Source organism: Flavobacterium sp. B167r (assembly GCF_056824315.1).
Map to the genome: position 1 here is coordinate 5,116,266 of NZ_CP124859.1, position 15,956 is coordinate 5,132,221.

Annotated in this window: 8 protein-coding genes; 3 read left to right on the forward strand and 5 right to left on the reverse strand. The window is 35.2% G+C overall.

Translation table 11 applies throughout. From position 1 onward, the window contains the following. Position 1: 1 nt before the first annotated feature. From QLQ96_RS22295 to QLQ96_RS22315, 5 genes are all read right to left on the reverse strand, one after another. Entirely contained in the window at positions 2 to 2,503 is a 2,502-nt protein-coding gene (locus QLQ96_RS22295; RefSeq protein WP_482493315.1) for a beta-N-acetylhexosaminidase, read from the reverse strand. Between the two features lie 12 nt (positions 2,504 to 2,515). After that, complete coding sequence (locus QLQ96_RS22300) at positions 2,516 to 3,997, reverse strand: glycoside hydrolase family 10-like protein (protein ID WP_482493316.1); 1,482 nt, start codon at positions 3,995 to 3,997, stop codon at positions 2,516 to 2,518. Between the two features lie 263 nt (positions 3,998 to 4,260). Next, positions 4,261 to 5,088 (reverse strand): alpha/beta hydrolase, encoded by an 828-nt coding sequence (locus QLQ96_RS22305; RefSeq protein WP_482493317.1) that lies wholly within the window; start codon positions 5,086 to 5,088, stop codon positions 4,261 to 4,263. Between the two features lie 56 nt (positions 5,089 to 5,144). Next, positions 5,145 to 8,060: an FAD-binding and (Fe-S)-binding domain-containing protein gene (locus tag QLQ96_RS22310; RefSeq protein WP_482493318.1), complete on the reverse strand. Its 2,916-nt coding sequence runs from the start codon at positions 8,058 to 8,060 to the stop codon at positions 5,145 to 5,147. A 330-nt stretch (positions 8,061 to 8,390) separates the two neighbouring features. Then, positions 8,391 to 9,140 (reverse strand): DeoR/GlpR family DNA-binding transcription regulator, encoded by a 750-nt coding sequence (locus tag QLQ96_RS22315; RefSeq protein WP_482493319.1) that lies wholly within the window; start codon positions 9,138 to 9,140, stop codon positions 8,391 to 8,393. A gap of 250 nt (positions 9,141 to 9,390) precedes the next feature. On the opposite strand from QLQ96_RS22315, the gene QLQ96_RS22320 reads away from it, so the two are divergent. From QLQ96_RS22320 to QLQ96_RS22330, 3 genes are all read left to right on the forward strand, one after another. Beyond that, positions 9,391 to 12,678, forward strand: a complete 3,288-nt coding sequence (locus QLQ96_RS22320) for a SusC/RagA family TonB-linked outer membrane protein (protein WP_482493320.1) — start codon at positions 9,391 to 9,393, stop codon at positions 12,676 to 12,678. A 25-nt stretch (positions 12,679 to 12,703) separates the two neighbouring features. Further along, a complete protein-coding gene (locus QLQ96_RS22325) occupies positions 12,704 to 14,437 on the forward strand; it encodes a RagB/SusD family nutrient uptake outer membrane protein (RefSeq protein ID WP_482493321.1) in 1,734 nt (577 codons plus the stop codon). A gap of 255 nt (positions 14,438 to 14,692) precedes the next feature. Next, positions 14,693 to 15,901, forward strand: a complete 1,209-nt coding sequence (locus tag QLQ96_RS22330) for an exo-beta-N-acetylmuramidase NamZ family protein (RefSeq protein WP_482493322.1) — start codon at positions 14,693 to 14,695, stop codon at positions 15,899 to 15,901. Positions 15,902 to 15,956: the final 55 nt, after the last annotated feature.

The following is a 15,956-nucleotide window of genomic DNA, read 5'->3' on the forward strand; positions in this document are numbered from 1 at the left end:
TCTACGGATTAATTTTTAAATCTTGTCCTGCCATCAAAGGCTCATTATTCGTTCCTGTAATTTTAATTCGAACAGCTTTTACAGGTTGTTTTGGATAAATGGATGCATTTCCATAATCAAAATTATCGCCTTTTATAAAATCAATTCCATTGTATGAAAACTCGACAAAACCGTTATTTATGATAAATCTCGGGTGATGAGGAATTCCAGTTAAAACATCTATTTTAGAAGAAGTTACAGGATTAGTAAAGGTATACAAAATCCAATCTCCATCTTTGCACGCCACATCGGTACGCAAATAGGTTTCTTCGTTATAATCTTGCAAATTCGCAATTGGAAACTTCGGATTCTCTGCCATAGAAGAAGTCACTTTCAATTCTGGTTCTTGATATGGCGAACAATTGAATTTTACATTTGCCGCAGACTTTTTCTCTTCTTTATTTTCAACCGTAAAATCTAATCTGTACGTGTTTTTTTCGTTGTAATTATCAATCACAAATCTCAAGCGAGGTTTCGATTTCAGCCATTTTTCATCTGAATACGTCTGTACTAATTTATCATTTTCAAAAAGAGAAACATTTTTTATTGTTCCGTTTGCACCATCATCACTCGGATTAAAAGTCAAATACCAAATCCCTTTTTTATCAACGTATTCTGAAATATTTTCTGAAATCGTTAAAACTACTACTTTCGAAGTATTCCAGTTTGCAACAGGCAATTTCTCCACTTTCGCCACTGGACTTGCCGAAGTTTCATTAAAGAAAACTCTAAATAGATAATGCTCGTAATCTTTCGTCTGAATTGGTTTCGTATATAAAGGCGATTGTCTCGTTGGCTCATTTCCATCTTTGTCGTAACGAACAATAGCGTTTTCATAAGGTGGAGTTACGGTAATCGTTCCGTTTTTGTAAATTGCTGTTGGAGGAAAATCTCTAAATGCAATTCCCATATCGGCCAATCTTTGCAAATGGCTGTTGGTTAATCTTCCGTAAAAATCATCCCAATTTTTATCTTCTTTTTTAGACCAGCCGATTTCGGACAAAGCACTAATTCTCGGATAACTTTGATATTCCATAATTCTTGCCGGACGATCCAAATATTCGCTCCACAAAGCGCCTTGAACGCCTATAATATTTTTTTGTTCTTCTGCCGTTAACTCAGCATCTGGAATTGGTTCGAATGAATACGCACGTTTTGTATCGGTAATCGCTGCCCAACGATGACCGCGTTCTGTTTCAGATTGTGCCATATCGTAATAGGTAAACTGCCCTGGCATCATGATGGTTTTGTATCCTTTTTTAGCCGATTCGATTCCGTAACTAATTCCTTGCCAAGCAGAAATTAGCGTGTTTGGATCTATTTCTCCGCCTTTTAGAATTTCATTCCAACCGTCTGTTTTTTTATGGTATTTGTCTACAATTTTTTGAACTCTTTTAAAGAAATAATTCTGAAGCTGAAAACTGTCTGTAAAACCTTCTTTTGCCATCAAAGCTTGACATTTTGGACAATGTTCCCAATTCGCACGATTGACTTCATCTCCTGCTACATGAATATATTCGAAAGGAAATAATCCAGAAACTTCTTTAATTATATTATCTAGAAGCTCATAATTCTCTTCACGCCCCACACACCAAACATTTTTTACTTCGCCTTGAACACTTTTCAATTCCTGCGTTATAGCGCAACCTACTTCTGGATACGAAGCAGTTACAGCACGCGAATGGCCCGGAATTTCAATTTCTGGCATGACTGAGATTCCGCGATCAGCAGCATAAGCAACGACTTCTTTTATATCTTCTTGCGTATAAAAACCTCCGTAACGTTTGTCTCCTGAACCGTAAGAAGGCAATAGAACTTCGCCTGGACCTCTCCAAGCGCCTTTTAAAGTTAAATCTGGCAACGATTTTATTTCGATTCTCCAACCATTATCGTCAGTTAAATGCCAATGAAAAACATTCATTTTATGGGCTGCCAACCAATCGATATAATTTTTTACAGTTTGTTTATCGAAGAATTGTCTTGAACAATCCAGCATCATTCCGCGCCAATCAAAACGAGGATAATCTTCAATTTTCACAAACGGAACTGTTCCTTTTTTTACTTCTTTTGCCGAACAAATTTGGACTAAAGTCTGAAATCCGTTTAAAACTCCGTTGGATGTTTTTCCTTTTACGAAAATTCCTTTTTCATTTATTTCTAATTGATACGCTTCATTTGGAAGATCTAATTTCTTATCAACTAAAAATGAAATGTTATTTTTTCCATGTTTTTTCCCAATCGAAACAATCGGATTAATTCCGGTATTTTTTGAAATACTTGCAGAAATATAGTCGGCACTATTTTTTAGTTTTTTATCTACAATAACTTTTAATGGCGAAGTCAAAACCAACTGTCCAGCGCTTTGCTGCACTGAAACAGGTTTCGGAATAATATCTAATTTTTGTGCTTGTACAAAAGGTATCGAACTTAGAAATATTGCAATTAGAAGAATACTTTTTCTCATTTCTTTATATTTTTATTTTACTGAAAATTCTATCGGACTGCTTTCTGTCTGAGTCTGACTCAAAGCGGTGAGTGCATAAACATAGTTTTCCAAATCGGCATTTGGAACTTCTAGTTTTAGAGCTGTTGTCACATAATAAATGTTTTCAGGATTTGAGAAATCGGTTATTCTTCCTTTTGGAAATCTGTAAATCACATATTTCTTGTCGTTAAATGAGGCTTTCCAAGTTAAAACTGCATTATTACCTTTTTTAGCAATTACTGCATTTGTTGGCACTTCTGGTTTTAATCTCGTAATTCTATTTGCCTCAGGAGTTAAAGCGATGTATTTGTATTCTTTTTGAATTAAAGGCTGTCTCAAAGTATCACCTTTTTTTAGAAAAGTTGAAGCGGTAAAATGCATTGAACCCTCAATTTGAGGCAGTTTACGAATCATTTCAATCTGTTTTACAATCTGGTCAGGACTTCTCCACTCTGGTTCTTTCGCCGAAGTCGAAATTTTATAATCGCCATGACCAATATAAACATTTGCTCCATATTTGTGTTCTGCCCACCATTTTGCCAGAACTTCAAAATTTGCTTTGTCAAAACCGATGTGCCAGTAAATTTGAGGCGTTACATAATCAATCCAGTTTTCTTTTTGCCATTTTAAAATATTCGCATACAAATCATCGTAGTTTGTAGCTCCGGCGACTGTATTAGAACCTTGAGAATCTTTCGCAATATTTCTCCAAACTCCAAAAGGCGAAATTCCGAATTCAACTTCTGGTTTATTGGCAATAATAGTATCTCTGATTTGTTTGATGATTAAATCGACATTGTCTCTTCGCCAATCGTCTTTGTCTTTAAACTGGCGTGGTTCTTTAGCGAAAGCTTTATCATCTGGAAATTCTTGTCCTGCAATTTTATACGGATAAAAATAATCATCCATATGAACGGCTTGAATATCGTATTTACGAACAATTTCGCCCACAACAGAAGCAACAAAATTTCTGGTTTCTTGCAAACCTGGATTAAAATATCTCGTTTTTCCGTAAGTCAGGAAAAGGTCTGGTCTTTTAAAATATAAGTGATTTTTTGAAAGCACATCGCGAACTGTATCTTTCTGCACACGATACGGATTCAGCCAAACGTGTACGTTCATTCCGCGTTTTCCTGCTTCATCAATCATCATCTGCAACGGATCAAAACCTGGCGCAACGCCTTGAGTGCCTGTTATCCAATGTGAAGCGGGTTCTTTTGTCGATTTATAAAAAGCATCGGCAGTTGGACGAATTTGAAAAATTACAGTATTTAGATTATACGAACGAAGATTATCCAAAATGGCAATCATTTCGTTTTTCATTTCTTTATCTGACAATCCTGGTTTAGACGGCCAGTCGATATTTTCTACAGTAGAAATCCAAGCTGCTCGCATTTCTCTTTTTGGAGATTGCTGACTGAAAATTTTGGTCTGTATCAGCAATACCAAAATCATAATTTTTACGCTTTTCATAATTATTATTTTGGGTAAGTTTGTAAAGTAAGTTTTAACCGCAAAGAGCGCAAAGGTTTACGCAATGTTCGCTAAGTTTTTTTTGATTGTGGTTATTTTTTCTCTCGCAGATTTCGCAGATCCAACAGATTTAATTCGTGGAAATTTGTGCAATTCGTGGCGAAAAAAAATTACCTAACAGGCTTTATAAAAACCTGTTAGGAGATAACCAACCAAAATTTATGTATTGTGAATTATCGGTAGTTTCGCAATACACTTTACGATTATTTTGTTTTTACACTTTCGTTGAAGAAATCATGAAAAAACAAAAGTTGATATTTTAATGCGTTTTCCCAGTATTTGAGATTGTGCTCTCCTGGACGTTCAATATAATCGTGATTTATTTTTAGAGTTAGCATTTTTGCATGAAGTTCTCTGTTTACTGTCATGAAAAAATCGTCAACTCCGCAATCAATAATCAGTTTTAATTTATTGTCTTTTACCAAATCTAACATGTTGGTAACGGTATTTTTATCCCAGTTTTCTGGATGTTCTGCAATTGTTCCCAATCGTTTTTTGATATCCCAATTTTCGGGAAACGGGCGAAAATCTACTCCACCGCTCATACTTCCTGCAGCTCCAAATACATCTTGATGTTTGAAAGACAAATACAAAGCACCGTGTCCACCCATACTTAAACCAGAAATGGCTCTTCCTGTGCGATCTTCAATTGTTTTGTAATTTTTATCAATAAAAGGAACTAACTCTTTAACAACATAAGTTTCATATTTAAAACTCGGATCGATCGGACTGTCAAAATACCAACTTGAATAATTTCCGTCTACACCAACCACTATAAAACCGAATTCGTCAACCTGTCTCCCTAATTCCTTAAAATCTTTGGCCCAAGAAGCGTAATTTCCGCTGTAACCATGAAGCAGATAAACTACTGGAAATGCTTTTTTGCTCTTTTTATAATTGTCTGGAACCATGACACAAGTTTTAATATTCTTCTGCATCGAAGCGCTAAAAACCTGTAAAGTATCAACCTTTGCTGCTCTTGCTGTAAAAATTAGAAAGGCGAATAGAAAGGTGTAAATTGTTTTTTTCATAACTGCTGTTTTTTTTAAAATAATATTTCTGAAAAGCACAGGGAAAATACAAAAAATTATTTCAAACAATCTTTTAAAACAGTAACGGGATGCAAAGCTTTTCTGCTTGTTCCGTCAAAAATCTGATGACGACAGCTTGTTCCTGCTGCAGCAATCGTTGTTGTCGCTTCTGTTGCTCTGATTTTCGGGAACAAAGTATCTTCTCCCATTTTCATACTGATTTCGTAATGTTCTTTTTCATAACCAAATGAACCCGCCATTCCGCAGCAACCTGAATTATAAATTGTAACCATATTATTTTTAGGAACATTCAGCATCGCAAAAGAAGCTTCAACACTACTCAATGATTTTTGATGACAATGTCCATGAATCTTTATATTTTTCTCTTTTTCAGAAAATTGTCCCGCGTAAATTTTTCCGTTTGAAATTTCTCTTTTGAAAAATTCTTCGATAGTAAAAGTATTTTCTGCTACTTTTTGAGCACTTTCTTTATCTCCAGCCAATCGAAGATATTCATCTCTGAAAGTCAAAATTGCTGAAGGTTCGAGTCCGATTAAAGGCGTATTTTCAGAAACTATATTTTTAAATGTATTAATGTTTTTATTCGCAATTTCTTGCGCTTCTTCCAGAAAACCTTTCGAAATAAAAGCTCTTCCACTTTCTTCGTGATCGATTACAATTACGTTGTAACCTAATTTCGTCAATAACTCAAAAGCATCAATTCCGACCGAAACATCATAATAATTGGTGAATTCATCACAGAAAAGATAAACGCTTCCGTTTTCAAAAGAGTTCGTTTCGTAAAGTTTTTTATTGGTTTGATACCATTTTCTAAACGTTTTTGGAGCTAATGACGGCACTTGTCTTTCAGATGCAATTCCCATTCTTTTTTTAACGAAAGAAAGATTCGAAACCCAATTGGTAACAGACGGCGCAATACTTCCCAGTTCATTTAATTTTGAATTGAAAGCAAATATTTTATTTCGGAAAGAAAAACCGTTTGCCTTTTGATATTGATATAAAAATTCAGCTTTTAAAGTCGCGACATCCACATTACTCGGACATTCGCTAGCGCAGGCTTTGCAACTCACACACAATTCGAAAACTTTATATAATTCTTCGTGATCGAATTTATTTTCTTTTTCTGAATTTGTCAAATATTCGCGTAAAGCGTTGGCACGTGCGCGAGTAGTATCTTTTTCGTTTCTGGTCGCACGATAACTTGGACATAAAGTTCCGCCCGCAGAAGGCATTTTTCGGCAATCTCCAGATCCGTTGCACTTTTCGGCAGCACGCAAAATTCCTAAACTATCTGAAAAATCCTGAATCGTTTTAATATCTGGTTCAATTCTTCCTGCTTCAAAACGAAGATTTTCATCCATTTTAGAAGCATTTACGATTTTTCCAACATTTAGAATCGTATCAGGATCAAATGCGTTTTTGATTCTTTTTAGCAATTCATAATTTTTATCGCCAATCATAAAAGGCAAAAACTCTCCTCGTAAAATTCCATCGCCATGTTCTCCACTTAAAGAACCTCTATATTTTTTTACTAAATGAGCGACTTCGGTAGATATATTTCTAAACTGATGTAAACCTTCTTTTGTTTTTAAATTGATTTTAGGTCGCAAATGCAACTCTCCTGCTCCGGCGTGTGCGTAATAAATCGCACTTTGTCCGTGGCTTTCCATCATCGCCGCAAAATCTGCGATATAATTCGGAAGATCGCTTAATTCTACGGCTGTGTCTTCAATCGAATCGGCTGCTTTGTCGTCTCCTACGATACTTCCTAAAAGTCCAAGACCAGCTTTTCGAACTTCGTTTACTTTATCAATATCAGCTCCATAAATTTTTGGCAATGCATATCCGAAGCCATTAATTTGAAGATCTTTAATTAAAGTATCGGCTTGCAATTCGGCATCTTCCATACTAATGTGCGAACCCACTTCTAGCATAATAACTGCTTTTGGTTCGCCCACAATGAAGAATCGATTTTTAGCTTGTTCTCGATTGGTTTTGGTACAATCTAAAATCGTATCGTCCATCATTTCGCAAGTGTACAAATGATGTTTCATTGCGACTACGACAGCTTCCAAACTTTCTTGAATGGTGTGAAAATGCGCCACAACCATAATGTTATTTGTCGGTGGAAGATCGTCTACTTTTAAAGTAACTTCTGTTGTGAATGCCAAAGTCCCTTCGCTTCCGCAAAGCAATTTCCCTAAATTGATGGTATTTTCTGTTCCCGAAAAAAGTTCTGATTTCAACAAAGTATCAATCGCATAACCTGTATTTCTTCGGTGAATTTCTGGTTTCGGAAATTCTCTTAAGATTTCTTCTTGATTTTCTTTGTTTGAAAGTTCTTCGAAAATCGTTTTGTAGATTTTATTTTCTAAAGAATCACCTTTTGTCTTCTCAATGAATTCTTCAGAAGTCAAATCTTTAAAAACGGCGAGACTTCCGTCGCTTAAAACTGCTTTTATTTCTACAATTTTATCTCGGGTAACTCCGTAACGAATTGAAGTTGTTCCCGACGAATTATTTCCAACCATTCCGCCAATCATACATCTATTGGTTGTTGATGTTGTTGGAGAAAAAAATAAGCCGTGCGGTTTTAAATATAAATTCAGTTCGTCGCGAATAACTCCAGGCTGAACTGTTATGGTTTTATTTTTTGGATCAAAAGCAATAATTTTATTGAAATGTTTCGAAACATCAACAATGATTCCGCTTCCTACGGTTTGACCAGCGAGAGAAGTTCCTGCTGTTCTAGGCGTTATTGAAATTTTATTTTTTGAAGCAAAACGAATAATATTTACAATATCATTTTCTGATTTCGGAATCGCCACAGCAAGCGGCATAATTCTATAAGCAGAGGCATCTGTGGCATATATTTTTTTATGAAGTTCATCATAAAAAAGTTTTCCTTCTAAGGAATTTTCTAATTCTTGTAGTTGAAGAGAATCGGACATTTAATTGGTTCTGTGGCTTTTGGTTTTTTAATAAATGTTCCATTTCTGCATTCGCTTAAAAAAACTTGTCGGCAAAAACGATACAATTTTATATCTTATTAGAAATGTATAGATATTAAAACATCAACTGAAGCGTTAGAACTTCTTCAAATGCACCAAAAAATAGTAGGCAACTGAAATAATGTTTTTCACAAATATATTTAGCTAATACAAATTAGTTTTAACAAATATAGATACAAAAAACATATAAATACATTATTTTGCGTTTTTTAACACAATAAAATTACAAAAACGCAACAACATGCAATTTTAATTTAAAAAAAGTTCTTATTATAAAATAAAAACCCCAGATTTTTTATATTCTTCCAATCTATTATCCTCAGGATCTAATTCGGTTACAATCGTATCCAGCTGTGTAAGATCACAAACGCCATGGGGCATTTTTGTATTTAATTTATCAGAGGAAAACATCGAAACTACTCTATCAGAAGCTTCTATCATTGCTTTTTTGACTATCGATATTTCATAACCAACTTCAGTCAATCCTTGTTTTATATTAATGCTGCTGGCACCGATAAAACAAATATCCGCTTTAATTTTAGACACGACCTGAATCACATCCATACCAATTGTAACCATTGCATTTTTCTGCATTTTACCACCAATAAATATTAGATCGATATTTGGGTGTTGAGACAATTGCATAGCAATTGGCAGACTATAAGTATATATTGTAGCCTTTAAATCGGCAGGAATTAGCTTTGCAAAAACCAAATTTGTGCTTCCACCACTCATTATAATAACCTGATCGTCATGAAGTAAGGACAGTGCTTTTGAAACGATTTGCTTTTTCTGTTCTTCTGCAGTTATCGCAATGTCAAATACATTTGCAGGTTTTTCTTTAACTTGAACTGCTCCGCCATACACCTTCTCTAACTGGTTTTTACTATCCAATTCGTTCAAATCTCTTCTTATAGTATCTTCTGACAAATCGAGAGCCAAGGCTAAATCTGTTGTAACAACTTTTTGGTCTTCAATAAGCTTAGTCATTATGTATTTATGTCTTTCGGCTTTCAGCATCTTTTTTAAAAAAGTTAAAGTTCATGACAAATATATCAAATATTTCAATCTATATCAGAAAAGAGCCTTAAAACTGCAAAATCATGCATTAGTTAAATTTTAAAAACAAATCAGATAAATATTTTTCTGCAAAACTTGCGTTTTTTTGCGTTATTCAAAACTATTTTAGAAAATAAATTCAAAATAACGCATTTATATGCAATAATTAAATATATTTGCTCAACAACAACCATAAAAAACCAGATTAATCATGAAAAAGTTACTCTTTATTTCAGTGTTGTTTTTGTGCATTCAAACAGCATTTGGACAAGCAAAAACAGTTACTGGAACAGTAAAAAGCAAATCAGACGGAATTCCAATTCCCGGAGTCAGCGTCGTTATTCAAGGAACAAATAACGGCACAACAACTGACTTTGATGGAAACTACAGCATTTCTGCAGCGCAGGGACGAACTCTAAGCTTTAGTTATATGGGCTACGAAACCCAATCAATTAAAGTAGAAAGCCAGCAGAAAATAAATGTTGGCCTTATAGAAAGTACTTCGAAACTTGACGAAGTAGTTGTTGTAGGTTTTGCTTCTCAGAAAAAAGCAAATCTAACAGGTGCCGTTGCCAATATTGACGTTGCTAAAACAATCGGCAGCAGACCTTTAACTGATGTTAGTAGAGCTTTACAAGGTACTACGCCAGGTGTTAATATTAATTTCAATTCAGGAAATATCAACCGTGCTGCAAAAATCAACATTCGTGGAGCAGGTACAATTAATGGTTCTGACGATCCTTTAATATTAGTCGATGGTGTTCCGACAGACTTATCATTAATCAATCCAAATGATATCGCAACGATGTCTGTACTTAAAGATGCAGCTTCTGCGTCTATTTATGGTGCTCGTGCCGCTTTTGGTGTTGTTCTTATTACTACAAAAGGAGGAAAAACAGGCGAAGGAAAAGTGAGATTTTCTTATTCTGCCAATACTGCTTTTACCAACCCAATTTCTACACTTAAATTCTTAGATCCAACAGAAGAAATTCCGGGATTAATTGCAGCCGGAACAAGAACTGACGGTGCTACGCCAGAGATTTTTGGCCAGAACTATAGCATTTTGTTAGACGGAATTAAAAACTGGAAAGAGAAATACGCAAACAATCGTACTAGCCGTGAGATGGTTTATGGAGAAGATTGGGAAATAAAAAATGGTACACCTTACTTCTACAGAGTTTGGGATGCTAATAAAGAATTGTATGCTAGCAATGCATTGCAAACAACTCACAACATTTCTGCACAAGGAAATTTAGGAGATAAAAGTTCATTCTTCGCTTCGTTTGGTCTTACCAACCAAGACGGTATGTTGAGAGTTAACCAAGAAAAAAGACAGAGAATCAACATCAATTTAGGTTTTACAACAAAATTAGCAGATTGGCTTACTGGAGATTTTAAAGTAATGACAATCAACAGTTCTTATGATCAGCCGTTTAACTATTATGGTGGTTCTGGAACTGATGACACAAGTTATGGAGGTTATTTTGGTTATGCACTTCGTTGGGGGCAATATTTCCCGAATTTTGGAACTTACAGAGGATATAATTTCCGTACAGCTGGAGGATATTTATCCAATGCTTCTAGAAATGAAAATAACAAACGCAACACAAGGGTAAGTGCTAAATTTACAGCAGATATTACTAAAGATTTAAATCTTATTACAGAAATAAGTAGTGTAAACGAATATTACAACAGAAAACAGAATGGTGGTAAATTCTTAGCATGGGACAGCTGGTCTGCAATGCCTTACGATGCTACTACAATTCAGACTGCTACTCCTGCAACTCTTGAAACAGGAAATGATTTTGTTGGACAATCAAAATCGGAGTCGACTACAAATGTTGTGAATATTTATGGTAACTATAAAAAACAATTTGACAAGCATAATTTCAAATTCTTAGCTGGTTTCAACTCTGAGTGGCAAAATTTCTCTCGTAATTATGCAAGAAGAAATACACTTTTAGACAAATCTAAACCAGAATTTAACCTTGCAGTTGGTGAGCAATTTGTTGGTGGAGCTACAAATACAGATTTAAACCCAACTGTAACTGAGTACTCAATTGCAGGTTTCTTTGGTCGTATCAACTATGATTATAACGGAATTTATTTAGTAGAACTTAATGCTCGTTATGATGGTTCTTCAAGATTTCCAACAAACGAACAATGGGGATTCTTCCCTTCTGCTTCTGTAGGATACAAAATTGTTAACGAGAAATTTATGGAAGGAACTCGCGGTTGGTTAAACGACCTTAAATTGCGTGGTTCTATTGGATCTATCGGAAACCAAAACGTTGGAAACAATGCTTTCTTATCGATCATGACAGCTAAAAACCCTTCTTGGATTAATAGTGGGGCTACTATTCCTCCTTCTACAAACTTGCCAACTAACGTAGATCCTGCCTTAACTTGGGAAAAAGTAATGACTAAAGATGTTGGTATCGATATTAAAATACTTGATATGCTTGGTGCTTCTTTCGACTGGTACCAACGTGATACAAAAGGAATGCTTGCTCCTGGTATAACACTTCCGGGTTCATTCGGTCAGACTTCTGCACAGACTAACTCAGGAAACATGAGAACTAAAGGTTGGGAGCTTTCTTTAAACTTTAATAAAAATTTAAGCGAAACGGCTTCTGTTTTTGTTGACCTTGCTTTATCTGATTCTAAATCAGTTATTACAAAATGGAATAACTCTTCTAAATTGTTAGCTTTAGTTACTACAGATACAAAACCTTACTATGATGGTTTCGAAATTGGTCAAATCTGGGGATTAACGAGTGATAGACTTCTTCAAGCTGATGACGTAATTACAAATAATGGTAAAACGGTAAATGGCGTTGACTACTCTAAAACAATGGGCGGTAACTTTAAATACGGAGCTGGAGACGTTCACTACGTAGATGTAGACGGAGACGGAGCAATTACTCGTGGAGCTGGAACTGCTGATGATCACGGAGATTTGAAAAAAATTGGTAACTCAACACCTCGTTACAGATATGGTATTACATTAGGTGGAAAATTCCGCGGATTTGATATTTCGACTTTCTTCCAAGGAGTTGGAAAACGTGATTACTGGGCTGCTTCTGATGCTGTTTTGCCTTTCTATCGTGCACCTCAGCAAATGTACGCTAACCAAGCAGATTACTGGACTCCAGAAAATACAGGAGCTTATTTCCCAAATCCATATTATGGAAATGAAGCGAATACATTTGGTTCTGGTACAAACGGACAAAATAACTTTGTTACTTCAACAAGATATTTATTAGACATGTCTTATTTCCGCCTAAAAAACTTTACGATCGGATATAATTTACCAGCAGATCTTGTGAAAAAAGCAGGATTAGAAAAAGTAAGATTATATACTTCTGGTGAAAATATTGCAACTTGGAAAGACAAACGTCTACCTGTAGATCCAGAAATTGACGAAACAGAAGTTTTCTGGGGAAGAGCTTATCCTTACACTAAAACTTGGTCAGTTGGTGTTGATATCGCTTTCTAATCTCTAACTATTCAAAACTTATACAATGAAAAAATACAATATAAAATCTAAATTTCTGCTAATGTTTGCAACTGCTTTACTAGCAGGAAGCGCAGTTAGCTGTTCCGATTATCTTACTGATGATCCTGCAGATAAATTTACAAACGATAACTTTTGGCAGTCAGAAGACAACGTGAAAACCTTTTCATGGCTTAACTATGACACTTTTTATGGTTACGGAAACGGAACGACAATCGGACTTTCTTTTTTCTACTATCATGGAAGCGATTATAGAGTAGATGATAACTTGTCTGCTTTTACTTTCTATCAAATGCCAGTTACTGCTGCAACTACGAATGTTTATTCTTGGAATGAATATTACACGCTTATCCGCCGTTGCAATTTGATGCTAGAAAAAATTCCGACAGTAAATATGTCGACTGAAAAAAAGAACCACTATATAGGAGTTGCTAAGTTTTTTAGAGCGTATACGTATTTCCGTTTAGTGCAGAAATTTGGAGATGTGCCTTATACAGATAAATATTTAGCGCAAGGCGATGCAGAAGTTTATGCTCCTGCAAAACCAAGAGCTGAAATTATGGATAAAGTAATTGCAGAACTTCAAGAAGCAGCCGATTTAATGCTTCCAAACGATGATAGAAATGCTACCGCAAACAAATACACAGCTTATGCTGCTTTAAGTAATGCTTGCCTTTATGAAGGAACTTTCAGAAAATACCATTTAGGACAGGACGGAAGCGTTTACCTTAACAAAGCAAAAGCGTCTTCGTTGATGATCATGAACAATCCAAGCTACAAATTAAATGCCGATTGGAAAGGACTTTACAATTCTGTTGAATTACTTGGAAACTCAGAAGTGATATTAGCAAAACGTTATTTAACAAACGTATTGATGCACTCTCTTCAAAACTATACGAATACATCAACGATTCAGTATGGTTTAACAAAATGGGCTGCTGACAGTTATGTAACAACAAACGGATTGCCAATTCAGCAAGCAGGAAACAGCCAATTTACTGGTGATGACACCGCTGCAAAAACATTTGCAAACAGAGATCCTCGTTTTGCTAAAACAGTAAATCCGGCAAATTATGGTTATAAAGGAAAACCTTTTGGTACAGCAGCTTTAGTTTCCATGTCAGGATATGTGTTTGAATTGTACAACAACCCTGCTACAACAGGTCCAGATGTAACTACTGGAGGGCGTAACTATACTGATGCTCCATTATTTACTTTAAGTGAAGTGTATTTGAATTATGCTGAAGCTTGTGCTGAATTAGGAAACGCAACAAACAGCGATCTAGATTTGTCAATCAATAAAGTTCGTGCACGTGCAGGAATCGCTCCTTTGACTACAGACGGAATAAATGCTTCTGCTAATGGAGTTCAAATTAATGACCCAAGAAGAACCTCTTCATTAGAACAACTTTCTGGTGTTGTTAATCCATTAATATGGGAAGTTCGTCGCGAGCGTCAAATCGAATTTATGAGCTGGACCACTTTAAGACAAGCTGATATCTATCGTTGGAAAAAAGGAGATTATTTAGATACTAATAAAAACCCTGACGTAAATCTTGGTGCTAGAATTGGCACTCCAGTAGGTTCTCAAACTGTAGTTGACGGAAATGGATATGTAAAAATATATCCTGCAAGCACAAGAACTTTCGAGCCTAAACATTATTTAATGAACGTTCCAACAAACGACATAGATTTGTACAAAGCTCAAGGTGTAGAATTAAAACAAAACCCAGGCTGGTAATTCGTTAAAAACTGAAAACCAATCTTTAATACAACTGCCTCTGAAATAAGAAATTTTAGAGGCAGTATTTTAAAAACACTCTTTTTAAACACATAGTGACTGATAAAAAGACCAAATAAAATTTCATCTTGAAAAAATCAGGCTTTCAAAACTTAGTTTTTAGATTTCCTCAATCTACACTTAAACATTCATATACTCGGATAAAATCTTAATTTTATTAGTCCATTTTGTCTTTAACTAATAACTGTATTTAAAATGATAAAATTTATAGCAAAAAGTACTTTTGTTGCAGCATTTCTATTCTGTGCACCAACTTATTCGGCAGAAAATCGATCAATTGAAATCAATAATTCCGCAGCTTTCAATTACGCTGTAATAAAAACCGGAGCCGACAATTACGAAAAATACCTTCCGCTTTTAAAAGATAAAAAAGTCGGAATAGTAACCAACCAAACTGGAATTTTAACCAACAAAACTCATGTGGTTGATTTCCTTTTGGAGAAAAAAATTGCGGTTCAGACTATTTTTGCCCCAGAACACGGATTTAGAGGAACAGCCGATGCAGGAGAACATATCGTTGATGGTAAAGATCCTAAAACCGGTTTGCCTATTATTTCACTTTACGGCGATAACAAAAAACCAAAACCAGCGCAGTTATCTGGTCTTGACGTCATGATTTTTGACCTTCAAGATGTTGGTGCAAGATTCTACACTTACATTTCTTCCTTGCATTATGTAATGGAAGCTTGTGCAGAAAACAATATTCCGCTTATTGTTTTTGACCGACCAAATCCTAATGGTTCTATTGTAGACGGACCTCTTTTAGAAAAAGAATTTACAAGTTTTGTCGGCATGCACCAGATTCCGCTCCTTCACGGAATGACAATTGGTGAATATGCACAAATGATAAATGGAGAAAAATGGCTGAAAGATGGTACTCAATGCAAACTAACTGTAATTCCTTGTTTGGATTATAAAAGAACAATGCCTTATAGTTTATTGGTAAAACCCTCTCCAAACTTACCCAACGATCAATCGATAAATTTATACGCCAGCTTATGCCTTTTTGAAGGAACAAATGTAAGCATGGGACGCGGAACCGAAAAACAATTTCAAATTTATGGCTCTCCTTATTTAACTAAAACTAATTTCAGCTTTACGCCAAAACCTAACTTTGGTGCAAAAGATCCTTTATATAATGGAAAAGAATGTTTTGGTGAAGATTTAACAGCTTATCCAAAACTAAAACAATTAGAATTGAAATGGCTTATCAAAGCTTATCAAAACACCAGCGATAAAACGAAATTCTTCAATGCTTTTTTCACCAAACTCACAGGAACAAAAAAATTACAACAGCAAATTGAAAGTGGCGTTTCTGAAAGTGAGATCAGAAAAACATGGCAGAAAGACCTTGAAACTTTCAAAACAATGCGAACAAAATATCTGATTTATAAATCTGTTTAGACTTTGCTTCATAATTTTAAAATCTATTTAAAATTCAATGCAAAAGTATTTCACG

What these genes read in the sequence shown, in the direction of transcription:
- QLQ96_RS22295 (WP_482493315.1), bottom strand. Translation starts at nt 2,503, where the DNA reads ATGAGAAAAAGTATTCTTCTAATTGCAATATTTCTAAGTTCGATACCT.
- QLQ96_RS22300 (WP_482493316.1), bottom strand. Translation starts at nt 3,997, where the DNA reads ATGAAAAGCGTAAAAATTATGATTTTGGTATTGCTGATACAGACCAAA.
- QLQ96_RS22305 (WP_482493317.1), bottom strand. Translation starts at nt 5,088, where the DNA reads ATGAAAAAAACAATTTACACCTTTCTATTCGCCTTTCTAATTTTTACA.
- QLQ96_RS22310 (WP_482493318.1), bottom strand. Translation starts at nt 8,060, where the DNA reads ATGTCCGATTCTCTTCAACTACAAGAATTAGAAAATTCCTTAGAAGGA.
- QLQ96_RS22315 (WP_482493319.1), bottom strand. Translation starts at nt 9,140, where the DNA reads ATGCTGAAAGCCGAAAGACATAAATACATAATGACTAAGCTTATTGAA.
- QLQ96_RS22320 (WP_482493320.1), top strand. Translation starts at nt 9,391, where the DNA reads ATGAAAAAGTTACTCTTTATTTCAGTGTTGTTTTTGTGCATTCAAACA.
- QLQ96_RS22325 (WP_482493321.1), top strand. Translation starts at nt 12,704, where the DNA reads ATGAAAAAATACAATATAAAATCTAAATTTCTGCTAATGTTTGCAACT.
- QLQ96_RS22330 (WP_482493322.1), top strand. Translation starts at nt 14,693, where the DNA reads ATGATAAAATTTATAGCAAAAAGTACTTTTGTTGCAGCATTTCTATTC.